Annotated in this window: 29 protein-coding genes; 14 read left to right on the top strand and 15 right to left on the bottom strand. The window is 67.3% G+C overall.

Translation table 11 applies throughout. From position 1 onward, the window contains the following. Positions 1-16: 16 nt before the first annotated feature. Positions 17-1576 (bottom strand): hypothetical protein, encoded by a 1560-nt coding sequence (locus SCNRRL3882_RS14590; protein ID WP_010045756.1) that lies wholly within the window; start codon positions 1574-1576, stop codon positions 17-19. Between the two features lie 385 nt (positions 1577-1961). On the opposite strand from SCNRRL3882_RS14590, the gene SCNRRL3882_RS14585 reads away from it, so the two are divergent. From SCNRRL3882_RS14585 to SCNRRL3882_RS14520, 14 genes are all read left to right on the top strand, one after another. Next, positions 1962-2795: a hypothetical protein gene (locus SCNRRL3882_RS14585; protein ID WP_050810318.1), complete on the top strand. Its 834-nt coding sequence runs from the start codon at positions 1962-1964 to the stop codon at positions 2793-2795. Positions 2796-2865: 70 nt separating this feature from the next. Then, positions 2866-3573 carry a Flp pilus assembly protein CpaB gene (gene cpaB / locus SCNRRL3882_RS14580; RefSeq protein WP_010045761.1) on the top strand — a complete coding sequence of 236 codons (708 nt, stop codon included), beginning with the start codon at positions 2866-2868 and terminating at the stop codon, positions 3571-3573. 9 nt (positions 3574-3582) lie between these two features. Beyond that, positions 3583-4833: an AAA family ATPase gene (locus SCNRRL3882_RS14575; protein WP_010045763.1), complete on the top strand. Its 1251-nt coding sequence runs from the start codon at positions 3583-3585 to the stop codon at positions 4831-4833. After that, complete coding sequence (locus tag SCNRRL3882_RS14570) at positions 4830-5228, top strand: pilus assembly protein (RefSeq protein WP_010045764.1); 399 nt, start codon at positions 4830-4832, stop codon at positions 5226-5228. Before SCNRRL3882_RS14575 ends, SCNRRL3882_RS14570 begins: the two co-directional genes overlap by 4 nt. A gap of 1 nt (position 5229) precedes the next feature. Then, the gene (locus tag SCNRRL3882_RS14565; protein WP_010045765.1) at positions 5230-5580 is read left to right on the top strand and encodes a TadE/TadG family type IV pilus assembly protein; all 351 of its coding nucleotides are present in this window, start codon (positions 5230-5232) and stop codon (positions 5578-5580) included. 25 nt (positions 5581-5605) lie between these two features. Continuing rightward, on the top strand, positions 5606-6943 hold the full coding sequence (locus tag SCNRRL3882_RS14560) for a CpaF family protein (RefSeq protein ID WP_010045766.1): 1338 nt from the start codon (positions 5606-5608) through the stop codon (positions 6941-6943). 9 nt (positions 6944-6952) lie between these two features. Further along, positions 6953-7897 carry a type II secretion system F family protein gene (locus SCNRRL3882_RS14555; RefSeq protein WP_010045768.1) on the top strand — a complete coding sequence of 315 codons (945 nt, stop codon included), beginning with the start codon at positions 6953-6955 and terminating at the stop codon, positions 7895-7897. An 18-nt stretch (positions 7898-7915) separates the two neighbouring features. Beyond that, positions 7916-8803 (top strand): DUF5936 domain-containing protein, encoded by an 888-nt coding sequence (locus SCNRRL3882_RS14550; RefSeq protein ID WP_010045770.1) that lies wholly within the window; start codon positions 7916-7918, stop codon positions 8801-8803. A gap of 11 nt (positions 8804-8814) precedes the next feature. After that, on the top strand, positions 8815-10428 hold the full coding sequence (locus SCNRRL3882_RS14545) for a sensor histidine kinase (RefSeq protein ID WP_010045773.1): 1614 nt from the start codon (positions 8815-8817) through the stop codon (positions 10426-10428). Positions 10429-10480: 52 nt separating this feature from the next. Beyond that, the gene (locus SCNRRL3882_RS14540) at positions 10481-11458 is read left to right on the top strand and encodes a response regulator transcription factor (RefSeq protein WP_010045774.1); all 978 of its coding nucleotides are present in this window, start codon (positions 10481-10483) and stop codon (positions 11456-11458) included. 214 nt (positions 11459-11672) lie between these two features. Further along, entirely contained in the window at positions 11673-11870 is a 198-nt protein-coding gene (locus tag SCNRRL3882_RS14535) for a Flp family type IVb pilin (protein ID WP_010045776.1), read from the top strand. Next, entirely contained in the window at positions 11870-12478 is a 609-nt protein-coding gene (locus SCNRRL3882_RS14530) for a pilus assembly protein TadG-related protein (RefSeq protein WP_010045778.1), read from the top strand. The genes SCNRRL3882_RS14535 and SCNRRL3882_RS14530 overlap by 1 nt, the downstream gene beginning before the upstream one ends. A gap of 31 nt (positions 12479-12509) precedes the next feature. Continuing rightward, the gene (locus SCNRRL3882_RS14525) at positions 12510-13085 is read left to right on the top strand and encodes a hypothetical protein (RefSeq protein WP_010045779.1); all 576 of its coding nucleotides are present in this window, start codon (positions 12510-12512) and stop codon (positions 13083-13085) included. 11 nt (positions 13086-13096) lie between these two features. Further along, positions 13097-13738, top strand: a complete 642-nt coding sequence (locus SCNRRL3882_RS14520) for an OmpA family protein (RefSeq protein ID WP_029181578.1) — start codon at positions 13097-13099, stop codon at positions 13736-13738. Between the two features lie 358 nt (positions 13739-14096). Here the strand turns inward: SCNRRL3882_RS14520 and SCNRRL3882_RS14515 are convergent, their stop codons facing one another. From SCNRRL3882_RS14515 to tunA, 14 genes are read right to left on the bottom strand one after another with little or no spacing between them, the layout of a single operon-like run. Then, complete coding sequence (locus SCNRRL3882_RS14515) at positions 14097-14555, bottom strand: NUDIX hydrolase (RefSeq protein ID WP_029181579.1); 459 nt, start codon at positions 14553-14555, stop codon at positions 14097-14099. Positions 14556-14568: 13 nt separating this feature from the next. Further along, positions 14569-15219 carry a UDP-N-acetyl-tunicamine-uracil synthase TunM gene (tunM, locus tag SCNRRL3882_RS14510; RefSeq protein WP_010045784.1) on the bottom strand — a complete coding sequence of 217 codons (651 nt, stop codon included), beginning with the start codon at positions 15217-15219 and terminating at the stop codon, positions 14569-14571. A 7-nt stretch (positions 15220-15226) separates the two neighbouring features. Continuing rightward, the gene (locus tag SCNRRL3882_RS14505) at positions 15227-15916 is read right to left on the bottom strand and encodes a phosphatase PAP2 family protein (RefSeq protein WP_010045787.1); all 690 of its coding nucleotides are present in this window, start codon (positions 15914-15916) and stop codon (positions 15227-15229) included. Beyond that, complete coding sequence (locus tag SCNRRL3882_RS14500) at positions 15913-16158, bottom strand: acyl carrier protein (RefSeq protein WP_010045791.1); 246 nt, start codon at positions 16156-16158, stop codon at positions 15913-15915. Before SCNRRL3882_RS14500 ends, SCNRRL3882_RS14505 begins: the two co-directional genes overlap by 4 nt. 39 nt (positions 16159-16197) lie before the next feature. Further along, a complete protein-coding gene (locus tag SCNRRL3882_RS14495; protein ID WP_010045793.1) occupies positions 16198-16986 on the bottom strand; it encodes an ABC transporter permease in 789 nt (262 codons plus the stop codon). Further along, positions 16970-17884, bottom strand: coding sequence for an ABC transporter ATP-binding protein (locus tag SCNRRL3882_RS14490; protein WP_010045795.1), 915 nt, complete (start codon positions 17882-17884; stop codon positions 16970-16972). The genes SCNRRL3882_RS14495 and SCNRRL3882_RS14490 overlap by 17 nt, the downstream gene beginning before the upstream one ends. A 2-nt stretch (positions 17885-17886) precedes the next feature. Then, positions 17887-19434, bottom strand: coding sequence for an alkaline phosphatase family protein (locus tag SCNRRL3882_RS14485; RefSeq protein ID WP_029181580.1), 1548 nt, complete (start codon positions 19432-19434; stop codon positions 17887-17889). Further along, complete coding sequence (locus SCNRRL3882_RS14480) at positions 19431-20042, bottom strand: histidine phosphatase family protein (RefSeq protein ID WP_078602943.1); 612 nt, start codon at positions 20040-20042, stop codon at positions 19431-19433. Before SCNRRL3882_RS14480 ends, SCNRRL3882_RS14485 begins: the two co-directional genes overlap by 4 nt. A 1-nt stretch (position 20043) precedes the next feature. Continuing rightward, on the bottom strand, positions 20044-21027 hold the full coding sequence (gene galE, locus SCNRRL3882_RS14475; protein ID WP_010045806.1) for a UDP-glucose 4-epimerase GalE: 984 nt from the start codon (positions 21025-21027) through the stop codon (positions 20044-20046). Next, positions 21024-21728 (bottom strand): PIG-L deacetylase family protein, encoded by a 705-nt coding sequence (locus SCNRRL3882_RS14470; RefSeq protein ID WP_010045808.1) that lies wholly within the window; start codon positions 21726-21728, stop codon positions 21024-21026. The genes galE and SCNRRL3882_RS14470 overlap by 4 nt, the downstream gene beginning before the upstream one ends. Beyond that, a complete protein-coding gene (locus SCNRRL3882_RS14465) occupies positions 21725-23143 on the bottom strand; it encodes a glycosyltransferase family 4 protein (protein ID WP_010045809.1) in 1419 nt (472 codons plus the stop codon). Before SCNRRL3882_RS14465 ends, SCNRRL3882_RS14470 begins: the two co-directional genes overlap by 4 nt. Further along, on the bottom strand, positions 23143-24099 hold the full coding sequence (tunC, locus tag SCNRRL3882_RS14460) for an N-acetyl-D-glucosaminyl-tunicaminyl-uracil acyltransferase TunC (protein ID WP_010045810.1): 957 nt from the start codon (positions 24097-24099) through the stop codon (positions 23143-23145). Before tunC ends, SCNRRL3882_RS14465 begins: the two co-directional genes overlap by 1 nt. A 3-nt stretch (positions 24100-24102) precedes the next feature. Next, positions 24103-25119 carry a radical SAM protein gene (locus SCNRRL3882_RS14455; protein WP_010045812.1) on the bottom strand — a complete coding sequence of 339 codons (1017 nt, stop codon included), beginning with the start codon at positions 25117-25119 and terminating at the stop codon, positions 24103-24105. Beyond that, on the bottom strand, positions 25119-26084 hold the full coding sequence (gene tunA / locus SCNRRL3882_RS14450) for a UDP-N-acetyl-alpha-D-glucosamine 5,6-dehydratase TunA (RefSeq protein WP_102514799.1): 966 nt from the start codon (positions 26082-26084) through the stop codon (positions 25119-25121). Before tunA ends, SCNRRL3882_RS14455 begins: the two co-directional genes overlap by 1 nt. Between the last annotated feature and the right edge of the window lie 386 nt (positions 26085-26470).

The following is a 26470-nucleotide window of genomic DNA, read 5'->3' as shown; positions in this document are numbered from 1 at the left end:
CTTGGACTCCGTCTCGTCAGTTCGCACAGTAGCTGTAGGGAAGATAGGAGCGACCGTTCCCGCGGGGCGCACCCAGGAACCGGGCGTCGGTCAGCGTCTCCGACTTCTTCTCCGTGCTGATCGTCATGCCCAGACTGAGCCCGAGATTCAACTCGAAGCCGTACTCGGCCGCGTTGACCTCGCCCGTGTACGTCATCCGGCTCGACCTGCCCTTGTCGAACATCAGCTGCCCGAAGGGGTCGTCGGCGCCCGGGCGGGACGTCGGGGCGTGGTCGTCGAACATGTACTGGAAGGGCGTGGCGATCTGCTCGTTGCCGCTGTCCAGCCAGCGCTCGGCGACGGCCCGGTCCCGGTCCCCGGCCGGGCCGGGGTCGAAGGTGAGGGTGTTGGTGACGATCTCGATGCCGGTCTGCGAGTCCGTGCCCTTGACGCCGGCGTTCCCGCCCCGCTTGTCACCGTCCTTCTCGCCGTTGTCACCGCCCGCTTTGGCGCCGTCCTTCTGGCCGCCCTGCTCGACGGTCCGGGTCATGTCGACGCGGACCAGCTTGCCGGTCTTCTTGTCGTAGGTGACGGTGATGGTGCCGGTCTGCGTCGTGTTCGCCGTGTACTCGCCGCTGAGCGGGCCCGCCTCGTAGCCCACCTTGGAGCCGTACTCGATGGACGAGGAGTACGTGTACGACTTGGTGTTCTTGTAGGAGTTGTCCGTCCAGGTGACGTCGGGGGAGTACTTGAACGTGCCGCCGAGCGCGGCGCTCAGCTTCTGCTCGTCGCCCGCCGAGACCTTCAGGCCCGCCGATGCCGAGGCCTCCAGGCCCACCTTGCCGTAGGTGATCTTCCGGTTGTCGCCGAGGTGCTCCTCGATCCGGTTCCGGGTGTCCTCCTCGTCCTTGAGCGGGCCCGTCCCGAAGAGATAGGCGATGCTGTCGCCGAGGCTCGCCTCCGCGCCGCCCGGCATGGTCCGCCGCATCTCGTACATCTGCAGCTTCTCCACGTCGTCCCGGAACCGCTGGGCCTCCTCGGGGCTCTCGAAGACCCAGGTGTCGCCGTTCGTGACCTTGATGCCGAGCCCCAGCTCCACCTTGTCGGCGCCGAACCGGCCCACCTTCATGCCGGGCTTGAAGTCCTTCTTCGCGGCGACGGACGCGGCGTCCGTGAAGGTCAGGTAGACGAGCTGGTCCCTGTCGTCGACCGTGCCGTCGCCGTTGACGTCCGTGTTCGCCTTGATGTGCTGCTCCTGGAAGCCGTACTCCTTGCCGATCTCCCAGAAGAAGACCTTCGCCTTGGAGCCCGCCTTGTCGGTGACGGAGGAGACCTGGCACAGCGCCGGCTCGAAGTCGGCGTCGGTCAGCGGCCTGTCCCGGCCCGTCCCGCCGGCCCCGCAGTTCCCCTCGCCCGCCACCCGGCACACCTGCGCGGCGATCCTGTCGTAGATCAGCTGCCCGACGCCCGTGGCCGAGACGGCGAGGACGATCGCGGCGCTGACCACGACCATGCCGAGGTACTCGGTGCCGGTCGCGCCGCGATCGTCGAAGACCGGTCTGTGTCCGTACGTCCGTATGCCACCCCCGCGAGCCATACGGCACCCCTCCTTGCCCGAACCACGTGCCTGTGGACGGCGAGAGTAGGTACGCGCCCCGGCGGGTGGCGTGGGTCCCAGGGCCCAAACGGAGGCCCACCGTCAACACTGGGCCCTCCGGGACCATCGCCTGAGACCCCCCGAACCCCCGCCCGCGACCGGCAAGATGCTCAACCTGCCCCGTTTTGACGCATCTTGTGCAACGGCAGTTGCTCCTCAGCTACACAAACGCTGTTCTCCGGTCACAGAGGCGTGGATACAGTGCTGAGGTAGTCACGCAGTGAAGTCACCACGGTGTGCCGGAACCACACGCGGCGCGCCGACGGGGGCATGGGGAAACGGGGAGCTGCGCGTGCCAACTGCCATCGCCGTGACCAGTGCCGACATGGCGCTGCCGCCACAGGACGAACGCACCCTGCCCGCCGTCGTGCTGCGGGACGTCGACCGGCGCCCGCTGGAGCAGGCGCTCGCCGACATGCAGACCCTGGTCGAACACCACGGGCATGTGATCGTGGTGTGCTCACAGGCCGCGCCAAACGCCGTGCGGCGACGGCTGTACACCCTGCGCTCCCTCATGGAAACCGACCGGATCGCCCTCTTCCAGCCCGATCTGCCCCCGCTCGGACTCGCCGTCCTGGCCCGCCAGTTAAGACAGCTCGCGTCCTGTGACATCAGCCCCGGCGTGCTGGCCTCGGCCGGGCGGCTGCTCGTCCACTACATCCACGCCGGGGCGCTGCTCAACTCCGTCGCCCGGCTCGACCGGGTCCCCGTCGGCCTGAAGTCGCACGCCAAGTCCTGGGTGCCCGGCAGCCAGTTCGGCGTCCTCGCCCACCCCGAGCCGCAGCTGGTGCGGATCACTCCCGAAGCCGAGCTGCCCGGTCCCGAGTTCGGCACCTGGATGCTGGTCGCCAAGGGGCAGCTCCAGTCCGACTGGGTCACCGGCACCCTCGCCCCCTCCTGGAAGGTGCAGGGCCTGCGCGAGACCCCGCTCCCGGCCGAATCACCGGGCTGGTGGGGCACCGGCAAGCTGATCGAGTTCTGCAGCTACCTGCCCGACCTGTCGGTCCTCTACCAACTGGTCACCTCCGTACGGAGGACCCGCTGCCACTGGTGCGGCATCGACGTCATCGGCGACCGCTGCGTCTTCTGCTCGGCCACGCCCCCCGTCCACGACGGCCCACCCCTCAACCAGCTCGAGAACCGAACGGCCGTCGGGTGAGCCCTGACACCGCTCGTCAGCACTGCTCCGATCCCGCTCGACCGATATCCCCAACGAGGTTGTACGGTTCATGAATTCCCGTCAGCGCCGCGGCGTGATTCTCCTGCTACTGTCGGTCGTCTGCGCCCTCGGCGCCTTCGCCGGCGTGCTGTCCGTCATCAGTGACGTGAAGTCCAAGGTCGGCCCCGAGGTCACCGCCTACCGGCTCAAGTCCGACGTCCCGCCCTACACCACCCTCAGCACGGGCCAGTTCGAGAAGATCAAGATGCCCGAACGGTGGCTGTCGGACAACGCGGTCACCGACCTGCGCGAGATCCAGGGCAAGATCGCCGTGACCACGCTGCGCGCCGGCTCCCTGCTCCAGTCCGACATGATCGTCCGCCAGCCGGCCCTCCAGCCCGGCCAGCAGGAGGTCGCCATCATGATCGACGCGGCGACCGGCGTGGCCGGCAAGATCACGCCCGGCTCCTCCGTCAACGTCTACGCCACCTTCGAGGGCAAGCGCGAGGGCGACCCCGACCAGTCGAAGATCATCGTGACCAACGCCAAGGTCATCGACGTCGGCGAACTCACCGCGCTGAAACCGGACGAGAACAACCGCACCCAGCAGGCCACCGACGCCGTCCCCATCACCTTCGCGCTGTCCGCCCTGGACGCCCAGCGCATCACCTACGCCGAGTCGTTCGCCCAGCGGGTCCGGCTCGCCCTGGTCGCGCCCGGCAGCGACACCACCGTCCCGGAGCAGGACCGGACGTACGAACTCGCGAAGGACAAGTGAGAGGCTCGCATGCCCACGAGGATCCTCCCGGCAGTCGGTGACGCGGACGCGGTCCGGTCGATCACGACGCTGCTCAGCCAGCTCCCGGACGCCGAGCCGGTGGCCCCGGTGGTCGACTCCACCCAGCTCATCGACACCCTCGCACGGCTGGCCGCCGAGTCCGTCGACGAGCTGCCCGAGGTCGTGGTGGTGCACGAGCGGATCGGCCCGGTCCCCGCGCTGGAACTGATCCGCGAAGTCGCCCTGCGCTTCCCGGCCGTCGGCGTCATCCTCGTCACCTCCGACGCGAGCCCCGGCCTCTTCCAGGCCGCCATGGACTACGGCGCCCGCGGCCTGGTCGCCCTGCCGCTCAGCTACGAGGAACTCGCCAGCCGCGTCCAGGCGGTCGCCCAGTGGTCCGTCGGCGTACGACGGCACCTGGGCGCCGGCGGCGACGTCTTCACCGGCGTCGGCGGCACCGTCGTCACCGTCAGCGGCGCGAAGGGCGGCACCGGAGCCACCCTGACCGCGATCCAGCTGGCCCTGGCCGCCCAGGCCTCCGGCCGCAGCACGGCCCTGGTCGACATGGACCTCCAGACCGGCGACATCGCCTCCTACCTGGACGTCCAGTTCCGCCGCTCCGTCGTCGACCTGGCCGCCATCACGGACATCTCCCCGCGCGTCCTGGCCGACGCCGTCTTCCGCCACGACACCGGACTCGCCCTGCTCCTCGCCCCGGCCGAGGGGGAACGCGGCGAGGACGTCACCGACCGCGCCGCCCGCCAGATCGTCAGCGCCCTGCGCTCCCGCTACGAGGTCGTCGTCATCGACTGCGGCGCCCAGCTCGGCGGCGCCGGAGCGGCGGCCGTGGAGATGGCGGACCGGGCCCTGCTCGTCACCACGCCGGACGTGGTCGCCGTACGGGGTGCCAAGCGGGCGGTACGGATGTGGGACCGGCTGCAGATCCGAAAGGCCGAGGAGACCACCGTCGTCGTCAACCGGCACTCCCGCGCCACGGAGATCCAGCCGCCCCTGATCCAGCGGATCACCGGCACGGCGGTCGCGGCCACCGCGATCCCCGCCAACTTCAAGGAACTCCAGAGCGTCGTGGACGCGGGCCGCATCCACGAACTGGAGAACAAGAGCTCGGTGAAGCAGGCCCTGTGGGGCCTGGCCGGTGAACTGGGGCTGGTCAAGGTCCCCGAGGGCGCGCAGAAGGCGGGGCGGTTGCGGGGCGTCGACCGGGGAGCGGTGAGCTTTCGGCGGAGGAAGGAGGGATGAGCGTGCGGCGTCCGGCCTTCGCGGCCCCGCCCTTACGGGACCGGGGCCAGGTCACCATCGAGTTTCTCGGCATGACCCCGACGATCATCGTGACGCTGATCGCGCTGTGGCAGGTCGTCCTCGTCGGCTACACCTTCATCCTCGCGGGGAACGCCGCGGACGAGGCGGTACGGAAGGCGACGGCGACGGAACCGGGCGCGCGGCAGGCCGCGTGCGAGGCGGCGGGGCTGAAGCATCTGTCGGAGGCGTGGCGGGGGAGTGCCGAGGTGACCTGCGGCGGCTCCGGCTACGTCACGGCGGACGTGCGCCTGGAGGTCCCGATCCTCTTCCCGGGCACGCTCTCCGTCCCGATCCCGGTGAGTGGCCACGCCGGCGCGGTCGAGGAGGCGGACTGAGATGCCGCACGGACGCAGAGACCGCGGCCAGGTCGCCATCGAGTACATCGGCTTCCTGCCGATCCTGCTGCTCGTCGCCCTGGCGGCCGTACAGCTCGGCCTGATCGCCTACACGGCCCAGCAGGCGGGCACGGCGGCCCGGGCGGGGGCGCGCAGCGCGTCGCTGGAGGGGCCTCACGAGCAGGACTGCCGGGCCGCGGTGAGCGACTGGCTGGCCGACGGGACCAGTTGCCCGGCGTCGTACGGCGGGGACGAGGTCACGGTGACGGCCACCGTGCAGATCCCGTCCCTCGTGCCGGGCTGGAACTTCGACCCGGCCGTCAAGACCGCCACGATGCCGCTCGACCACTGAGCACCGAGCAAGGAGCACCGGACCCATGAGCCTGCGAGCACGCATCAACTCCCCGGAGGAGAACGGAAACCGGGGCGAGGACGGCCACATGGTCGCCTCCTACCGGGCCAAGCTCCTGGAGGAGATCGACCTCGCGGAGATGAGTTCGCTGGCCGCCGCCGAGCGCCGGGCACGGCTGGAGCGGGTGCTCGGGCACATCATCAGCCGCGAGGGCCCGGTCCTGTCGACGGTGGAGCGCTCGCAGCTGATCCGCAGGGTGGTCGACGAGGCACTCGGCCTGGGCATCCTGGAGCCGCTGCTGGAGGACGCGTCCATCACCGAGATCATGGTGAACGGCCCGGACGCGATCTTCGTCGAGCGCGGCGGCCGGGTCGAGCAACTGCCCCTGCGGTTCGCCTCGAACGACCAGCTGATGCAGACGATCGAGCGGATCGTCTCCACGGTCAACCGCCGCGTCGACGAGTCCAACCCGATGGTCGACGCCCGCCTCCCCTCCGGCGAGCGCGTCAACGTCATCATCCCGCCCCTGTCCCTGACGGGCGCCACGCTCACGATCCGCCGCTTCCCGCGCTCCTTCACGCTCCAGGAGCTGATCGGCCTGGGCTCGCTGGACGAGCACATGCTGTACCTGCTGGCGGGCCTGGTGCAGGCGAAGTTCAACGTCATCGTCTCGGGCGCGACGGGCACGGGAAAGACGACCCTGCTGAACGCGCTGTCCGGGCTCATCCCCGAGGGCGAGCGCATCATCACCATCGAGGACTCCGCCGAACTCCAGCTCCAGCAGCCCCACGTGATCCGCCTGGAGTCGCGCCCGCCGAACGTCGAGGGCAAGGGTCAGGTCACCATCCGCGACCTGGTCCGCAACTCCCTCCGTATGCGCCCCGACCGGATCGTGGTCGGTGAGGTCCGTGGCGGCGAGTCGCTGGACATGCTCCAGGCCATGTCGACGGGCCACGACGGCTCCCTGGCCACCGTCCACGCCAACAGCGCCGAGGACGCGCTGATGCGGCTCCAGACCCTTGCCTCCATGTCGGACGTGGAGATCCCCTTTGTCGCCCTGCACGACCAGATCAACAGCGCGGTGGACGTCATCGTGCAGCTGACCCGGTTCGCGGACGGCGCCCGCCGCATCACCGAGATCGCGCTGCTGGAGAGCCACGGCAGCGACCCGTACCGACTGGTCACGGTCGCCCGCTTCCACGCGCAGCCGATGACACCCGACGGCCGTATCCACGGCGCCTTCGAGTACTTCCCGCTCCCACGCCGCACCGCCGACCGCCTCTACATGGCGAACCAGCCCATCCCGCAGGCCTTCGGCATCGCCCGGTCCGCGGAGCAGCTAGCCACCCGAGAAGCCAGGTAGGACCGACCGATGGAACTGCACACGCTCATCACGCTCACCACCGGCATCACCCTGCTGACCTGCGTCCTCACGGTGGCCGGCCTGCACTCCTACGCCACGGGCAAGGCACAGCGGCAGGCACTCGTCGACCGCCTGTCCGCCACCGGCCAGGTGCCGGTCGGCGGCCGGCGCCGGAACTTCCGGGGGATCGACCGCCGCCTGCGGCGCACGAAGCTCGGCAAGAAACTGGAACTCCGCCTGGCGGCCACCGGTCTGGACATCACCCCGGGCGAGTTCTTCGTCTACATGCTCGCCACGGTCGCCGGCCTGTGGCTGATCGGCCAGGCGGCACTGGCCCCGTTCTTCGGCCCGCTGGCGGGCCTGCTGGGCATCGGGGTGGCGGTCCAGTTCCTCAACTGGCAGCGCCAGAAACGCATCGAGAAGTTCATCAACCAGCTCCCCGAGATGGCCCGGATCCTCGCCAACGCGACCCAGGCGGGCCTCGCCCTGCGCACCGCGATCGGCATGGCCGCGGAGGAGATGGAGGCCCCCGCGGGAGAGGAACTCGGCAAGGTATCCGCCCAGTTGGCCGTCGGCGCGTCGATGGACGACGCCCTGAGCGAACTGGCGGACCGTCTCCCCTCCCGCGAACTGGTCGTCCTGGTCACCACGCTCGTCCTGTCGAACCGGGCGGGCGGCCAGGTGGTCAGCGCCCTGCGCAACCTGACGGAGACGCTGGAGGAACGCAAGGAGACGAGGCGTGAGGTCCGCACGCAGCTCTCCCAGGTCAACATGACGTCGTACGCGGTCCCCGTCCTGGGCGTCGGCTCGCTCTTCCTGATGAACGGGGTGAAGGACGGCGCCCTGGACCGCATGACGGGCTCCCCCTTCGGCCAGGCGGCGGTCATCATCGCCTTCTCCCTCTACGCCGTCGGCTTCGTCCTCATCCGCCGCCTGTCCCGCATCGACGTCTGAGAAGGCCGGAGCAGAATCATGGGACTTCTTCTCGCACTGGTCATGGGCCTCAGCGTCTGGGGCGCCTTCGCCGGCATCCGCATGTACCGGGCCGAGGCCAAACTCCCCGGCGACCTCGCGCTCGCCCTGGAGGTCGGCTCCACCCGCACCGGCGCGGTGGACTCGCTCATCGACCGCCTGGGCATGCGCTACGCCCCCGCGGTGCTGCGCCTGATGGGCCCCAAGCAGGTGGCCAAGTACCGCCGCAAGATCGACCTGGCGGGTAACCCCGGCGGCCTGACGATCGACCGCTACGCGGCCCGGCGGGCGGTGTACGGGGCTCTGGGCGGGGTGGGCTTCCTGGTCTTCCTGATGCGGGGCCAGCTCCTGGTCGCCCTCCTGCTGCTCGCCTTCGGCGCGTTCTGGACGGAGGTCGGCATCTGGTCGGCCATCCGCATCCGCAAGGACGTCATCGAACGGACCCTGCCGGACTTCCTGGACGTCCTGGCGGTCGTGGTCAGCGCGGGCCTCGGCTTCCGCCAGGCGCTGGACCGGGTCGCGTCCAAGTACGAGGGCCCTTGGGCCGACGAACTCCGCATCACGCTCCGCCAGATGGACCTGGGCATGAGCCGCCGCCAGGCCTTCGCGGAACTGCGCCGCCGCAACGACTCCGAGCAGGTCGCGATGTTCGTCACTGCCTTGCAGCAGGGCGAGGAACTGGGCGCCCCGATCGTCGACACGCTGGTGGCCCTCGCCAAGGACATGCGCCGTACGGACGCCCAGAACGCCCGCCGCAAGGCCGCGCGCGCCGTTCCCAAGGCCACGATGATGATCACGACCTTCATGGTCCCGGCCACGATGCTCCTCCTGGGCGCCGGACTGATCCTGGGCTCGGGCACCGACTTCGGCGTTGTCACGGGCGAGTAGGGGGCGACACCATGTCGATGACGGGCGAACGCACCGGGCGGCTGCGCCGCCGCCCGAGAACACCGGAGATCACCACCCCACCGGCAGGCACCGTCCTGCCGGCCCACGTCCGCACAGGCGCCCCCGACATCCCGGTGACGACGGCGACACCGGCGCTGCCGCCGGGGTGGGAGCGGGTGGACGCGCCGGTGGGTGGGGCGCACACGGCCATGCCGGTACCCGCGAACGGTGGCCCGGCCGCCGACGGTGCTCAGCCCCCACAGGGGTCACCCACACCCGTCGACGAAAGCCGCAGGGGCGGTACGGGGGGTGGCGCTCCGGGTGGTGTCGGTACGGGTGGTGCGGCCGGGAAGTCGGTCCGGGCCGGAGGCCGGGCGAAACCCGCCCCCGAACACCCGGCGATACCCATCCAGATCAACGCGCTGCAGGCCATGTGCCGACAGGTCTTCGGCTTTCGGCTGGCCATGATCGCCCTGGCCACCCCCACCGCCCTCATCAACGCCAACGAGGGCCTCCCCACCCGCCTGGTGGGCGCGGCCGTGGTCGTCACCTTCATGAGCTCCTATGTCCTGTTCAGGGACTGGGAACGCTTCGGCCCCCTCCTGCTGCGCCATCCCACTCTCCTGGCCGCGGACACCCTCTTCGGCGCCCTCCTGCTCATCTCGGCGGGCCCGGGCAGCACCCTCGCCTACGTCAGTGTCTGCACCCCTCTCCTCGCCGGCCTGGTCTACGGCTGGCGCGGAGCAGCCGTGTTCGCCTCCCTGCAGGCGCTGCTGCTCCTCCTGATCCAGGCGGCGATGCAGGACCCCCAGCCCGGCATCGCCGAGTCGTCCCTCCTCCCCGGCCTCTGTGTCATCGCCGGAGCCGTCGGCTCCAGTCTCCGCAACCTCATGCTCCGCTTCGGCGCGGCCACCCAGGCCCTGACGACGGTCCAGGCCCGCCTGGCCGTCACGGAGGCGGTTGGCGCCGAACGGGCGCGACTGGCACGCGAGATGCACGACTCGGTCGCCAAGACCCTGCACGGCGTGGCCTTGGCCGCGGACGGTCTGGCGGGCTCGGCGGGCGCCGCCCACATGGACGTGGCCCTGGTGAAGCAGCAGGCCGACCTGGTCGCCCGGTCAGCCCGCCGAGCCGCCGCCGAATCCCGCGAACTCCTGGCGGATCTGCGCCGCGAATCGGACCCCGGCCAGGGGACGGACGTACTGGTCGAGCTGGCCGCGCGTACCAGGGACTTCAGCGCCCGCACGGGCCTCCCGGCGGTCTACCGCCCCACCGGCGACCACTCCGTACCCCCGGTGCCGCCCGCCGTGGCCCGTCAGCTCCTCACCATCGCCTCGGAGGCCATGGAGAACGCCCACCGCCACGCGGGCCCGACCCGGGTCGACGTCCGCGCGGGCGTCCACGGCGACCTGCTCCGCATCAGCGTCTACGACGACGGCTGCGGCCTCCCGCCCGGAACCACCCTCGAACAACTGCGCCGAGCGGGCCATTTCGGCCTGGTCGGCATGGTCGAACGGGCGGCCTCGGTGGGCGCCCGCATCCGCATCGGCCGGGGCGGCCACCCCAAGGGAACGGAAGTCCGCCTGGAGCTACCGCTGGCGGCTCTGACCGCACCCCACGGCTGACCGCCCATGACCACGCCGCACACGTCCCCCACGACATGAGAGGAGGCAGCCGATGCCGGACCAGACGACTCCTCACCCCGGCGCCTCACAGCCGCCACCGCCACAGAACCCGTTCGACTTCCCGCAGCCGGCGCAGCCGAGCTGCCTCAGGGTCGTCGTGGCCGACGACAACCCGGTGGTCCGCGCCGGCCTGACCGCCCTGCTCTCCGGCCGCGAGGACATCACGGTCGTGGCGGAGGCGGCCGACGGCCGTGAGGCCTACGAGGCCGCCCAACAGCACCGCCCGGACGTCGTCCTCCTCGACGTGCGCATGCCCGGCGTGGACGGCATCTCGGCGCTCCCGTACCTGGTGCGGATCGCCCCGGTCGTCATGCTGACCTACAGCAGGGAGTCGGAGATCGTCCAGGAGGCCCTCCGCAGAGGAGCGGGCGGCTACCTGGTCCACGGCGAGTTCACGGCCGGTCAGCTGGTCGACGCGGTCAGAGACATCACGCAGGGCCGGGCCCACTTCACCCCCACGGCGGCGGGAGCGCTGCTGGCCCAGCTCCGGCAGGGCCAGGGCCAGGGCTCGAGCCGGGGCCCGGGAGCCCCGGCCCTACCGGATGGACTGGGACAGGCGAATGCGAATGCATACGGAAATTCCGCTTCCGCATGGCCGCATAATCAAACCCAACTAACGGCTCAACCAGCCAATATGAGCCTTCCGTACGTCCCGACCTCACCTACTTCCCCGGAAAACCTTTCGCAAGTGCAACCAGATGTGGGACAGTCTCCGTCTGAGTGGACGAGTGGCCGTCCGGCTGCTCCCTACAGGTCGCGGTTCCAACTGAGCACGAGGGAGGCGGAGATCATGGACCTCATCGCGTCCGGCATGAACAACCAGCAGATCGCCGCCACCTGCTTCATCAGCGAGAAGACGGTCAAGAACCACATCAACCGCATCTTCGCCAAGCTCCATAGCACCAGCCGCTCTGAGGCCGCGGCGAAGTGGCTCGGCACGGCACCGGACTCACACCGAGGACGGGGGTGACCTTCGGTGACGGTATGGGGGGAGAGTTCGTTGGGCCCGCGCGATTGGGCCCTGGATTGGGCCCTGGGACCCTCTGGCGGACGGCGTGTTCCGCCGTACGTTTCTCGTGTCGAAGGCGGCACCGGCAAGGAGGAAGCCGGTAACGCCATTCGTGCCCAAGAGACTTGTACGTCGGCCGGTAGGCGGCCGGCCGGTACCGGAGGGGAACACCACCATGAGCAACTGGATCAACATCACCGTCTCGTACCTGCAGGCCCGCGCCGCTCGCAACGACAAGGGACAGACCGCGGTCGAGTACCTGGGGATCATCGCGGTGGTCGTGGCGATCGTTCTGGCGATCACGGGTACGGACATCGGCCAGTCCATCTTCGAGGCGATCACCGACAAGATCACCGAGGTCACCGGCGGCTGATGAGCCCCCGTAAGTACGGCGACGCAGGGCAGGCCTTCCCCATCTACATCACGGTGGTGGCGGGCCTGCTCTTCCTTGCGTTCGCGTACCTTGCGGTCGGCCAGGCCGCGGCGACACGGAACGGTGCGCAGACGGCGGCGGACGCCGCCGCCCTCGGGGCTGCGCAGGATCGGCGGAACCAGCTCGTGGGCAGGTGGATGGACAACCTGCTCAATCCGGACCTCTGGCAGGACATCTTCCACGGGAAGGTTGAGGGGCTCGACCCCTCATGCTGGCGGGCGCAGCAACTCGCCGACGCCAACGACGCACACGTCGTGGGAGGCGGCTGCGAGCCCGAGTGGGACCCGCTGGGCTACACGGTCGAGGTCAAGACGAACGATCCCGTCGGCGACAGCATCGTCCCCGGCACGGAAACGACGTACGCCACGGCAGAAGCCAGGGCCGTGATCGAGCCGCGCTGTTCCTTGCAACCGCCCGAGGAGGGCAACGACAACGACGAGGACCTGCCGCAGCTCAACTGCGGAGGCCAGAACTGGGACCTCGACGCAGACGATCTCTCGGATCTGCCCGGTCCCGATGACCTCTTCGACGTCCATCTGGCCGACTGACAAAGAACGACGAACAAAGGAAGCGGAACTCATGAGCATTCGGTTCACCACGACGGCCCGCAGGGGGATGGCCGCAGCGGCAGTTGCAGTCAGCCTGGCCCTCGGTGTGGCCGGCTGCAGCAGCGGCGACGACAAGAGCGGTGACACGTCAGCGTCCGCTTCCAAGGACTCTGGCTCGAATCCGAGTGCTCAGGAGGGCCCGGCGGAGGAGCCGCTCGCTGAGTTGAAGGGTCCGGACGGTCTGCTTCTGCAGATCACTTCGGCTGAGCGGGACTCAGGCGGGTTCCTCACGCTCGGTGGGAACTTGAAGAACGACGGCAGCGAGACAGTCAACGTGCCTCCCCAACTCAGTGGAAACGAGACCGAGATCATCAGGAACGGCCGGTCGCTCGGGGGTGCCACCTTGGTGGACTCCAAGGGAAAGAAGCGGTACTACGTGCTCCGTGACACCGAAGGCCGCCCGCTCACCACGACCAACTTCCCTTCCATGAAGGCCGGTGAGTCCATCCCTGTCTTCATGCAGTTCCCGGCGCCGCCCGAGAGCTCGACCGAAGCGTCGTTCCAGCTGCCGCAGTTTGCCGCCGCCACCATCAAGATCTCTGGCTGAGGCAGACCACCATGACCCACACCCGGAACCGAGCCCCACGCCTGACGGTCGTCCTCACTGCAGCCTCAGTTATGGTCGTCACGAACCTTTTCGGTGCCGTTTCCGCTCACGCGGCCGACGGCCCGAGTTATCCACCGGGCACCGAGCCGAAGGCAAGCGCGCCGGTCAAAATCGACGCGAACGACCCCGATCTGAAGCTGGTCGACGGCGCGACTCTCGCGGAGCCCAAGATCCTCGACATCAAGTCCGTCATAGAGGACCAGGGCGGCGAGGAGCGTCGCGAGGACACCAACTCGGACGTGAAGTTCGCGCTGCAGGCGGAGGTGCTGTTCGGCAAGGACAGCGCGAAGCTCAGCGGTCAGGCCAAGGCGCGCATCGCCGACATCGCCGAAGAGATCAAGGCGCAGAACGCGAAGAAGGTCCGCGTCTTCGGCTTCACGGACAACCTGGGTTCGTCGGCCCACGGTGACGTGCTGTCCCGCCAGCGCGCGTCGGCCGTACACGGTGTCCTGGATGACGAGCTCGCGGACTCGGGCATCACGTACGAGGTGCGCGGCTACGGTGAGCAGTACCCGATCGCGGACAACTCCACGGAAGCGGGCCGCAAGAAGAACCGCCGTGTCGAGGTCTCCTTCCCGCGCACGGAGAGCTGAGCCACCACCGACCCAATCGGCGCCCGTCCCCGTGTCACTGCCGGCGAGGACGGGCGCCGCCCGTTCCCGCGTGCCTCTCAGGTGCCAGGGCGGGCATTGAGTGTCCCGTCCCGATTGTTGCTGCATCGGGACCCGGCTCTGAGCTGGGGGATGAAGAAACGTGTTGGTCCGTGCGGCCCGGATCTGCGCAGGTTGACTTTGCATTTTCGGGTTAGTTGTCATTTCAGTCTGATGTGGACTCCATCGATGGCCAGAGAGCGTTGCGTCGAACGGCTGGCGGCCGACCCCTGGCCTCGCGAGGTCCGCCGAGGAGACGGAGGCGATTCTCGATATCGCAGCCCGGCGGCGCGCGGTTCCTTCAGACGTGTGTGGCCTCGAAGAGTGAGAGGACCTCCGTTCCTTCATGGACGCGGAGCGTCACGGAAGCCCTGGCTGTGAGGGCGTCTTCAAGGCGCGGTCGATAGAGGGGGTGCAGTCGCGTGAGAGCATCCTCCACGTCCGCCCACTCGGCGGCGATGGATTCCGCTGTTGGGCGAGGTTCCCCCGACAAGGCTGTCGCGATGAAGATGCCTGCGAGGATGCCCCGGCTCGGATGCTGGTAGACACCCACCAAGCCGTGGACTTTGACGTGGACCCCGGTCTCCTCGTAGGTCTCGCGAGTGGCGGCATCATGGAATGCCTCGCCCGGGTCCACCAAGCCACCGGGCAGCTCCCAGCGTTCCGGGGAGCGGCGGCGCGCAATAAGGACACGTCCCACGTCGTTGAACGTAACGCAGGTGGCCCCCAGGGCATATCTTCTCGGTGGCTGAGAGATCATGTGTGTCCGGCTGCTAATCACTTCCCAGCCCTGCCTTCATGTTGTGAAAGACCAGAAGATATCTCCAGAAGAGGAGGCGCCGAATCCGCCTGCCTGGAAGATATTCAGCACTGTCTTCTCGGATCTCCGCGAGCGACATCGAAGGGGGCGCCACAGGTGCTGAAGGAGACTGCGTGCCCCGATCGGGACGGCTTCCTGACCAGCTCTCTCGGAAGAACACCGCAGCACGCCAAATAGCGTTCACAGGGACGGCCAGAAGGCTTATGGCGTGGTCCCATATCGTTGCTTCTCGGTAGCATCCGAGGATCACCAAGACGCCGTTCGTGGTGAGCGATGCGCGCAGCTTCTGCACTGTCTCAAAGGGGACGTGGTGGATGCTGGCCAAGCACGCGATGTAGTCGTATGTGTCAGGTGTCAAGGTTAGGTGTGTGATATCTGCCCGCTCGAAGCGGATCTGCCTGGGGAGATCGAGAGTAGAATTCATCTCTCGTGCGGCGGTGACGACGTCATTATCTACGTCAATCGCATCTACTTCGATTCCTCGAAGCGCTAGTTTCTGTGCAAACCTCCCTGTGCCGCAGCCCACCTCAAGGGCCCTTCGGCATGATTCGGGAAGTTCACGAAGTAACAGGTCATGGTAATGATCGTTGTGGTTGAACGGCACGGCGTCATCATGACACGGGCTCGTCCAGGGAGTTCGACCCCGCTTGACGGGCCTCGCGTTGCAAGCGGCGGACTGACTGGCGGTGCAGCACGAGGGCGGCGACGGCCAGCCAGCCGGCGCCCAAGAGTTGCCCAGCGAGCACATCGACGCTGAAGTGCGCACCGAGAAGGACCCTGCTCCACGCGACGAGTTCGGCGCTCAGCCCAGCAAGGAACAGCATCAGTGCGGAGACGGCCCGTGGCATCTGGGAACTGAAGTAGAGCGCGGCCAGCATGAATCCGGTCGTCACACCGACCGCGTGTCCGCTGGGAAAACTGAAGCCGTCGGCTTGAATCGAGGCACAATCCAAGGCCGGACGCTGTCGTTCAGCCCATCCCTTGAGCAGGTTGCAGCTCACTGTGGCGGCGTACGGAATGACCAGGAGGACTGCGGCAGCTGTGACGTTCCGCCGGATCAGCGCGAAGCACGCGGATCCGGCGGCAATGATGGTCACAGGCCACGGGTTGCCCCACGAGGTCAGTGTCTCGAGAAGCCGGGCACTGGACGCGCTGCTGCTCGTCCAGGCGCAGAGCGTCTCGCTCAGCCGTTCGTCCCACCGGAAGGTGACGAGGACGAGTAGCAGACCGGCGTGGACCGCTGCCCACCACGCGAACCATGCCAGTGACCGGGGCCGGTCGCCGGAGTGGTTTCGGATCATGCGGGGCTGGTGGACTTCGAAATGTGGTCCAGCAGTCCGCGGGGCGTACGGATCGTCCGCAGGGTGCTGTCCTCTATGTGGCAGTCGAACTCGTCCTCGATACGGCTGATGATCTCGATCTGATTGAGGGAGTCGATGTCCAGATCGCCGAAGGTGACGTCCAGTTGTTCCTGGGAGAAGGCGTTCCCGGTGATTTCCTCGATCAGGGGTGCGAGGACTGCGAGGAACTGTTGCTCGGTCATGGATGTGTTTCCCTTCGTGATGAGTGATCGATGGTTGCGTCACGAGGCGCGGCGCCCGTAGCGGGCACGCCAGTGCATACGTGTGCTGGTCAGGCCCCACACCGCGCCGGCAAAGATGGCAAGGATCGCCAAGTCAGAAAGGGCCCGGGAGGCGTCGGGTGCCGTTAGGGAGTGACGCAGGCTGTCGGCCGCGTAGACCGCCGGGTTGAGGTTGCCGATCCAGATCAGTGCGTCGGGCAGCAGTTCTGGTGGGACTGCCACCGGGCCTGCGGCCATCATGAGGAGCGTGGTGGCCAGGCTGAGAGAGGACGCCTGTTCGATGGTTCCGGATCTGCTGCCGATGAAGGCCCCCAGTCCGGCTGAAGGAAGCAGGGCAAGCAGGAGGCACAGCGGGGCGAGTGGCGAGAACGTGAGCGGGACGTCGAGTAGGGCCGAGCCGAGCAGCAGGGTCACCGCGATGGCAGGCAGCGACAGGATGGAGAAGGCTGCGAGTGTGGCAAAGATGAGAGCCTCGCGACGGACAGGCAGTGCGGCGTAGTACTCGAAGGCGCCGTTTCCGCGCATGAACGCGAAGTTGCTGGCGATTTTGTTTTGAGTCTCGAACAGGATCGCCATGGTGACACTGCCGGTCAGGACATATTCGGTCGCGGCGTGGCCAGAGTTCCGGGCGAAGAGCCCCAAGGCGGCGATGCTGACCAAAGGGGCAAGCACACCAGTGAGCACCATCTGAGGCCAGGACCACCGCCAGTTGGTGAGCTGAATCCTGAACAGGTCCCAGACCTGCCCAAGGAAGCTCAGTCCGAGCTTCTTGTCACGCGTAGCTGACATACACGTCTTCCAGGGTCGCGGTGTGCATCGTGAACTCGGGGAACTGGGTGAGATCTACGTCCTTGGTCAGATGGGGCAGGTCGGCAGAGTCGACGAGGGCCACGACCTTGCCGCGGTGGTCGGACTGCACGCGGACATAGTCAGGCAAACCATGCATTTGTGTATCGCCTACCGTGATCGACAGGCGTACCTGGGAGCGGAGGGAAGACTTCAGCTCGGCGGGAGCGCCCAGCGCGACGAGCCGCCCCTCCTTGAGGATTCCGACGCGCTCGATCACCTGTTCCGCTTCGATGGCGTTGTGGGTGATGAGGATGATCGTGTGGCCGTCGCGTTGGTTCAGCTCCCTGAGAAGCTGCCATATCTGGCGGCGACGCGACGGGTCCAGCTCGTTGGTGGGCTCGTCCAGGATCAGCACAGGCGGTGATCCGATCAGCGTCACCGCGATCTGCAACAGTCGGCGTTCTCCGCCGGAGAGCTGCCGGGCGACCTTGCCGGCCAGGTGGGTCAGACCAAGCAGCTCCAACAGGGCGTCACGCTCCCGGCGGGCCGCCTTGGCGGCGACACCGCGTAGGTGCGCACTGAAGTAGACGGCCTCTTTGACGGTCAGGCTGTTGAGGGCGAAGGCGGTCTGCGGCATGTAACCAACCGTGGCCGCCGTGAAGCGAGGGTGGGCAAAGACATCGCGCCCCAGTAGCCTCACCGTCCCCCCATCCGGTCGCACCAGACCGATCATCTGCTTGATCAGGGTTGTCTTTCCCGCACCATTGCTGCCCAGAAGTCCGAAGAATTCGCCCTGCTTTATGTGAAAGGAGATCTCGCCATTGGCCGGCCTGGGGACTCCGTCGAACTGCTTGTGCAGGCCCTCGACCTCATATGCGTAAGGAGGGTTTTCTGGCATGCTCACATCTCCCGCGCCGCTTGGCGCCAGATGCTGCGGACCGCGGTTGCGGCCCCCGTGATGTCCTTGGGGGGAGCCGGCCGCGCTGCTGCCTGGCCGAAGCAGCGGAAGAAGCCGCTCATGGCCGAGTCGCTGGGCAGGTAACCGTGTGATGCGGAGGCCACGCTCTCCCTCGGTGTCGCGTCGCTGTACTGGAATTCGGTGTGCGGGCCGCAGGTCACCGTGAGACGGCCCAGCCTCGGGCTCCCTACCGGCAACTTCAACCGGTCCTGCTCGGCTGGAGTGAGCACGCCGATGGAAGGATCGAGTGCGTGCAGGGCCTGGTCGAGGCGCTTTTTCTCCGCTGGTGGCACAGGTGCGTCGGCGTACAGGTAGGCGCAGTTGCTGTCACCCTGGAAAACCATGCGGTCGGCGAGCCCGAGGTCCGCCAGCACGTGGTTCGGGCGCAGGTGGGTCTCGACGTAGTCGATGCCGTGGTCGGAGAAGAACAGGAACTCCGCGTGCTCACCGGCGGCCTGGGCGAGCCGCATCACGCAGGCGTCGATCCGGGCGTAGACGTCAAGGATCTGCTGCCATGCGCGACTTCGTTCACCGGAGCTGCCTCGGACCGCATGCCAGTAGAGGAACTCCTGAGCATGGTCGGCCTGGTTGAAGCGCACGAACAGGACATCTGGGTCATGCTGCTTCAGGACGTCGAGGGCGGTCTGTTCCACCCACTCGGCCCGAGGCGATTCGTGGAACGTGTGGCCTGGATTGGCGGTGTATTCGACGTACAGGGACGCGGGCCCGTCACCGGCGCGGTCCGGCATATCGAGCCCGCCGAATCCCAGGGTGATAACGGCGGTTCCCAGACGCACCTCGATCTGGCCTTCGTCGAGCCTGCGGCAGGAGACCGCCACGGACACGGAACCCGAAGAAACGGGGATGTCCAGCCGCGTGGGCCGGAGGCTGTCGGCCACGACAGCGGTCTCTCGGTGGCTTCCCACCGTGATCACGTTCGTCTGCTGATCGACCCGGAGATACAAGGCCACCTCGTGTCCCAGGTAGGAGAGCTGCACCACGCCCTCGGCCGCCCCGTCAACGGTCGGTCCGAGCGGGACGACGAGGTTCCGGGCTGGGGCGTACAAGCAGTAGCAGCTGGGGATCGCGAGCTGGGCGTTGCGGGAGAAGGTCTGCGGGAAATGGACGGCGGCGGCCGACGCCCCTTGCCGGGCAAACCAGTCGAGCAGGCTCGGTGCGGTGAGCGAGCTTTCCTCGTAGGGGTGAAAAGATGAAAGCGGATCGTCCGAGCGTCGGCGGATCTCCTCAACACTCTCCCGCTCCCAGAAGCGGTTCCCCACGATCCCGTGCCCGCTCGGGTACGTCCCGGTAAGAAAGGACGCGTGGGAGGGCGCTGTTGACGAGGGGTAGATGCTGCGCAGCTCGTGCACGGCAGTGCCGGGAAGTGTCGGCAGGGCCCGGCTCAGATTGAAGAAGTCGTGCTCGCGGATGATCCCGGGAAGCCCGCCGTCGACACAGATGACGACCATACGCCTGCGCCGCCCGCTCATGCGCTCAACTCCGCTGTGCTCAGGGATCCGTGATCCATCAGGGTCTGTGGGGCGAAGGTGACATTGTGTTGGTGCAGAAGCCAGGCGCCACCCGAGTCTCCGGGACGGTACTGCCAGTGTGTGATCCCAGCGTGCGCAACCAGCAGCTCCACCCTGCCGGTCCCGCCACACAGCAGTTCATTGACAGCGTCGAAGAAGCCACTGTGGGTGACCAACACAATCCGCTGGTCCTCCGACGCCTGATGACACAGCTCGCTCATGCATGTGGCGACCCGCGTCATGAACACATTCCATGATTCCGCCCCCGGTGGCGGCGGATGGAGCCGGTCCTCCCGCGGGTTCGGCAGGAACTCACCCGCGACCGGAGACCAGACGATCTCATTGAGGCGCGGATCCTCCCGTGCGGCAAGGCCGGTGTGCGCCGCGACGATGTCGGCTGTCTGCTGGGCGCGGGGAAGCACACTGGTGCGAAGCTCTGTGGGACGCCGCTCAGCCAGCCAATGAGCCGCTTCCTGCGCCTGTCGGCGTCCTCGCTCGGTCAGGCGATCCTGGTGCGGGTCGAACTTTCCGGAACGGTCCTCGGCGTGGCGCAGTAGGTAGAGGTGCATGTCACTCCAGCGACGCGGGGGTACTGGTGTGCCAGTTCCACGCCGTACGAACGATGTGGTCAAGGTCGCGTTCTGCTCGCCAGCCGAATCGGCTCAGCGCCAGACTCGGATCGGCCCAGGACAGACCTGGGTCCCCTGGACGGCGGGGCGCCATGGCAACCGGGGTCTCCTTCCCGGAGACGTCGTGCAAGACATCGATCAGCTCGCGCACGCTGACGGGCTGGCCGCGGCCCAGGTTCACCGGCCCGCACTGACTGCCTTTTTGCAGACCCTCCAGGACCCGCACGTGGGCCTGGGCGAGATCCTCGACGTGGATGTAGTCGCGCAGAGCCGTCCCGTCGGTCGTCGGGTAGTCGTTGCCGAAGATCCGCAGGGTGGGCGCCAGGCCCAGGGTTGAGCGTATGGCCACCGGTAGGAGTTGGGTTGATGCCGGGCCCGCGTACTCTCCCAGGGAAGCGTCGTCGGCCGCACCTGCCGCGTTGAAGTACCGCAGGTTGGCGTAGCGCATCCCTGTGGCCTGCGCGTAGGAGGCGATCACGCGCTCGCACAGGTACTTCGTCTCTCCGTACGGACTTTCGGGCCGTACGGGCGCGGTCTCATCCACCGGGCAGATTTGCGGGGTGCCATACACGGCGCACGAGGAGGAGAAGACAAAGCGCTCCACCCCGGTGCGTGCGCACAGGGCGAGCACGTTCTGCGTCCCCGTCAGGTTGACGGAGAAGTACGTGTTGATGTCACGCAGCGACTCTTCAGAGGATTTCAGGGCCGCGAAGTGGATCACGGCCTCAGGGTGGAACTCCTCGAAGACCGTGCCCATGCTGGCGATATCGAGGATGTCCACCACGTGTAGGCGGCAGCCACGGACTGCTTCGCGGCGGCCCGTGCTGAGGTTGTCGACAACCACGACCTCGTGGCCGGCCGCAAGGAGGCGCCGTACGGTGAAGGAGCCCACATACCCGGCACCCCCAGTCACGAGCACTCTCATCGCACATCAACTCCACTGGGAACCGCTGCCATGGGGCCGCGTAGTTCTCGTCCGATCATGAATGCCTCAGCCGCTTCCACCCCCACCTGCGTCCCCCGGTATGAGGCCAGCGTCCGAACGGCCGCCAGGGAGCGAGGGTGGGGCGGGTCGTACAGCTCGTACGGGTAGGCGGCAAGTGCCCGGCACTTGGCTTCGACGTGCCCGGTGACGTCGTAGAACAGGTTGGGGGTGAACGGCGCCACCAGGCCCGTTTGCTGTTCCGTGGAAGACAGGACCTCGAAGTGCAGCACCTGCCGAACGGAGCCGGAGCCGAGGATGCGGGTGCCGTACCCCACTGCATGGGCGACGCTGCGGTGGTCCGCGTGGATGTCGCCAGGGTGGTGAGTGAAGACCACTTCGGGCTCTGCCTCACGCAGGGCGTGGCTAACCGCATCGACGACCTGTCGCTGAGGGAGGTCGGCCAGGAGGCGTCCGTCGGCCGCCAGACCGCCGAACGACACCTCGGCCGCACCGAGATCCTTGGCCGCCACCTGGCAGCGTTCCCGCGCCTCCTCGATCTTCACGCCCGAATGCCGCAGCGAGATACCCTCGGCGAGGATGTGGATCTGGACCACTGCGCCCTGCTGGCTCAATGCCGACACCGTGGCCCCGGCACCGAGAACCTCGTCATCCGGGTGTGCGGCGATGACCAGGACCTTCACGCGGGCTCCGTAACCGGTCGTTCGCCGTCCGCGGTGCGGGCCGCAGGCGTCGCCTGACCATCCTGCCGGACCAGCGCGCCCATGGCGTAGAGCCGGTGTGCAATCACACCGAGCGTCTCTTCGGGGAGCTTGATCAACTGGAGTGGGTCACCGGCTTCGACCGCGGTGCGCACGACAGCGTACGTAGCGCTGTCCAGTTCCATGATGTGCGATGTACGCGGCACGAAGACGAAGCCGCCTTGTGTCTCTTCACGCAGCCGTACGTCGTCCCACACCACTTCGTGAAGGACCGTGTCCGGGGCGAGCTGTTCCAGGGCCAGGAGATCGAGACGGTGGGCGAGGTACTCCACGCGTCGTACTGCACGATGTCCGCCGCGAACCGACTCGGATCCGGCGGCTCCCATGGTCTCGGCGGCTTCGCGGTCGCTCAGGAGCCGCTGCATCGCCTGCCGCAGGTCCTCGTCGTCGATGACCAGCAGACCGTGCCGCTCGTCCTCGACGAACTCCGGGATGCCGCCCTGGACAGAGGCGATGACGGGGCGGCCGGCGGCCATGGCCTCCTTGAGCGCGAGCGGGCCGGTCTCGGGAACCGTGCTGGTGAGGACCACGGCGTCACTGGCCTTGATCACCGGGGCGACGTGGTCCTGGTGGCCGAGGAATTGGACCCGTTCGGCTACACCCCGTTCGATGGTCTGGCCTCGTAGTTCTGCCTCCAGCGGCCCCTCACCCGCGACCACCAGCAGCGGGGGCGCGGCGTCCGGCGGCAGCTCCAGGTCAGCGAAGGCGTCGATCACCTGGTCGATGCCCTTCTCCCAGGCCAGGCGGGCCAGCACGAGGAAGACGAACTGGTCCGATTCGGCTCGGAGTTCCTTTCGAGCGGCGCCGCGGTCGGCGGCGTCCAGAGCCGCGAGCAGAGGCTCCCCGACGCCACTGGTGAGTATCTCGACCTGTTCGTCCTTCAAGACACCGGCGTTGATCAGCGGCTCGAACTGGCGTTGCCGCTGTTCCAGTGACGTGGTGAAGACCAGGTTCACGCCGGTGAATAGGTCGCGCACCTCGTCGGTGGTTCCCAGAGGGAACGCCGAGTGCCGGAACAGGCACACGGCGGCATCAGTCACGCCCTGCGACTGGGCGTGGTGGACTGCGGCGGCGTCCGCGCGGCCGGAGACACACACGATATGAGGACGACGATGCCGCAGCGCCTTGCGAACCGCCTCGGCCGCGTCGTCGCTGGCGAACGCCGGCACACTCACGGTCGTTACCCCGGCGGCACGGCACTGCTGAAGCATGGCTCCACCCTCCTCCGCGAGGACGGTGACCGTATGGCCTGCCTGCGCCAGCCCGAGCGCCATGTCGTGCATGTAGCGGTGTTTGCCGCCCCATACCTGATCGGAGACAGTGAAGATGATCTCCATTAGTTCCGAACACCCCTCCCGAAGATTCCCGGGCACGAGCCAGGGATGGTCCATAGAGCGCTGAATGTGCGAAGAGCCGCCAAGCGGGCGTTGCCTACGCCTCCCAGCACGGCATAGGTCATGCCGCTGGCTCGCGCTTCGCGCAGGCACTCCTCGATGAGCGCTGTCGCCAAGGACAGATCGCGACCGCGTGTCTCGGGCACGAGCGCAATCGCAGACAGCATCCCGAGCCGCGCAGTGTCGTAGGCAAGGAAGCCGAGCAAGCGGTCCTTGGGCGGCAGTTCCTTGTTCCGGTCGACCACGATCACAGACGAGATCGGATCCCGTGAGAACGACCGGTGGATCTCGCTCGCCCAGCCTCCGCCGAAGGTCTCTCTGAGCCAGTCGACAATCAGCAGTTCCTCACTCGCTTCGGGACGACGCACCCACAGGTCTCGGCCGTTGACCGTAAGAGACGTGGGAGTAGAACTTGGCGTCCAGGTCCGGAAGTCGATGAAGAGATCCGCCCATTCCAGGCTCTTGTCGTCCCGCGCCGCCGCGCTCTTGCGTTCGCTGGAATCGGGAATCCACCACGCCGCCTGCCGCAGCACCGACGGGAAGTGGTCCGCGTATTCGCTGACTTCCGTCATCGCGTAGGCATACCCCAGCCACTGAAGCCGCTCGAGTGCGACATGGACGAGAAGCCAGTGCATGCCCGCCCGCTCCGCCGGGGCGACCACGGCCGCCACCTCGCAGGCGCCGACTGTGCCCGGGCCCTTGACGTTGATGCCACACCGGCCCAGAAGCGTCCCTTCCCGGTGCAGTTCGACGAAGGACTGGGCTCGTGGCCCAGCGGCCCCTTTGAACCGGGGAACGACAGGAGCGATATCCCGCGATGCGGTGGCAGGGCTCAGAGCGTCGAGCAGAGGCTGGGACGGCGTGAGGTCGTACAGGCGTATGAGGGCCTCCCTGGACAAGGCCTACCTCACCTCCGCGCCTTCGAAGATCTGCCGGTCCAGCAGCGAGGTGAGCGGGGGACCGTCCGGTCCGTCACTGGTCGCGAAGTCCCAGAAGATCTCGCGCAGACGCTCCTCGGTGAACTCCTCCTGCTCTTGGACGAGCTGCTGCTGCCCCTGCGTCCAGATCTCTTGCACGGGAGCATCCTTGGTGTTCCCCAAGGGCGCGGCACTGTAGAGGCGGCTCATGGTCACGTCGCCTGTGGCGGAGATCGCGATGCTGCTGTCGCGCACCAGGTAGGGGAACATGACGACGTCCTGGAAGGGGCGCAGCTTCTCGCCCGGGACCAGGTAGGGCGCGTTGAGGTTCAGGTCGAAGTCCGTGGCCGGCACGTCCCGCTTGAACTCGGTCACCTTGCGGTGGACCGCCATGGTCTCCTCCTCTGTCAGGAGCAGACGGTTGCGGCCACCGCGGCCGTGCGCCCGGACCAGGATGAGGTCCTGGCGCCGGAAGCCGTGGGCTCGCAGGTAGTGCGCGAGGTCGAACACGTTGTGCTGGTTGGTCTTCATGACCGTGGTCAGCACCTTGAAACTGCGCACACGGTCGCGGAGGTAGATCGAGTTCTCCACGACGGTGTCGAACACGTCCATGAGCCGTACGGCGGCGAACGTCTCCCGCGTGCCGTCCATGCTGACCCGGATGGACGAAATGCCGCTGTCCACGATGCGGTCGAGCTGTTCCCGCGTGTGCGCTGCCGCGTTCGTGATGAGAGTGACGGTCGAATGGCGCAGCTTCGGAACGACGTCCAGGAGCTGCCAGAAGCCCTTGCGGATCGTCGGCTCCCCACCGGTGAGGGTGATCTCGAATGTCCCCATCCGGTCCAGTTGGAGCATGATGTCCTGCAACTGCTCGATGGACAGCATCTTGCGGCGGATGTGGACGGGGATCTCCCCGGTGTTCGTGCGGCAGTGGATGCAGCGCAGGTCGCATGCGTAAGTGACATCCAGACTGGCGCGTACAGGTGCGGTGTAGCCGGTCATCAGTCGGCCCCCTCCTCTTGGAAGATACGCTGGCGTATGTCGTCAAGGTCCCGCGACTGCCACCATTCGAGAGTGAGGCGAATGCCTTCCTCGATTCCGATCCCGCCGGACCTCTCTCCGATCTGCCGCGTCTGCAAGGCGGTGTCCGCCCGGAACTCCGTGATTTCGTTCGGCCGAGGCTGCTTCCGGGCGACCTCGGCCGCCGGAGAGGTCGCCTGCAGGATCCGGATGACGTCGTTCACGGAGAGGGACTGGCCGGAACCGAAGTTGACAACTGAGGGCAGTGGTCGGTTCGCCAGCGCGACGAGTTTGTCCACGACATCCGTGATGTAGGTGAAGTCGCGACGCTGCTCACCGTCGCCCTCGACAGGCAGTTCGTTCCTGGTCAGGAGGTTGGCGCAGAGCCGGGGTACGAGGGCGTCGGGCCGCTCGCCGGGGCCGTAGACGTTGAAGAAGCGAACGATGCCCACCTCGGGAGCGACTGAGGCGCGCTGGTGGGCCCCGGCCACCATCTCCAGCCCGACCTTGCTCGCGGCGTAGGGCGAGCGCGGGGATAGAGGGCTATCTTCGGGTGTCGGTAGTGTGTCGGCCTGGCCGTAGACCTCGCACGTACTCCCGACGACCACCTTCGGCACGCCAACGCTCGTGCAGAGAGCCAGCAGGTGGCGGCCCGAGTCCACGTTGTCGAGATAGTCGAGCGGCTGTTTGAAGGAGCGAGGAACACTCTTGTGCGACGCCAGGTGGTAGACGAGGCGTACGTCAGAGAGATCCCTTTCCTCTAACTCTAAGACGGGTTTTTCTAAGAACTTTCCGGTGCCTTCCGGCGGGATCATCGGCGGCACACGCAGGTCGTCCAGGACTGTTACTTCTTCCCCGGACGCCACCAGTGCGCGGGCAAGGTGGCCACCGATGAATCCGGCGCCTCCGGTGATGAGAATCCGGTGTTTCAAAGTGTTTCTTTGCACGCCAACACCTCGGCATCCCCGTTAGTGGGTTTACTCGAAAATGGGCCTATCGGTTGGAACATCGCACACGCCCACATTGAGGTGGGAGGGGAACCCCGTGGCCCGTGATCGATATCGCCACCCTAAGCCGTGTGCGTGACCCGTCGCGTGTGACTCGATTCACGTTTGGTCGGCTCGATGGTCTCATTCAGTCTGGGAAGCCCCAGGTGGAACCGAGATCGGGAATGCTTCGTTCCGGATATGTGGGCACTGCGGCGCCTGATCGTTCTGTCTCGAACCTGCTGTCGAATGGCTTGCTGCCTTCGATGGGGTGGCATCCTTTTCATGGCATACCGGCGAGTAATTTTGAAGCGTATACGGGGCTTTTGGCCGGCCAGGTTGCTCAG

This window comes from Streptomyces chartreusis NRRL 3882, assembly GCF_900236475.1.
GTDB classification, from domain to species: Bacteria; Actinomycetota; Actinomycetes; order Streptomycetales; family Streptomycetaceae; genus Streptomyces; species Streptomyces chartreusis_D.
This window is presented reverse-complemented; position numbering and strand designations above follow the sequence as displayed.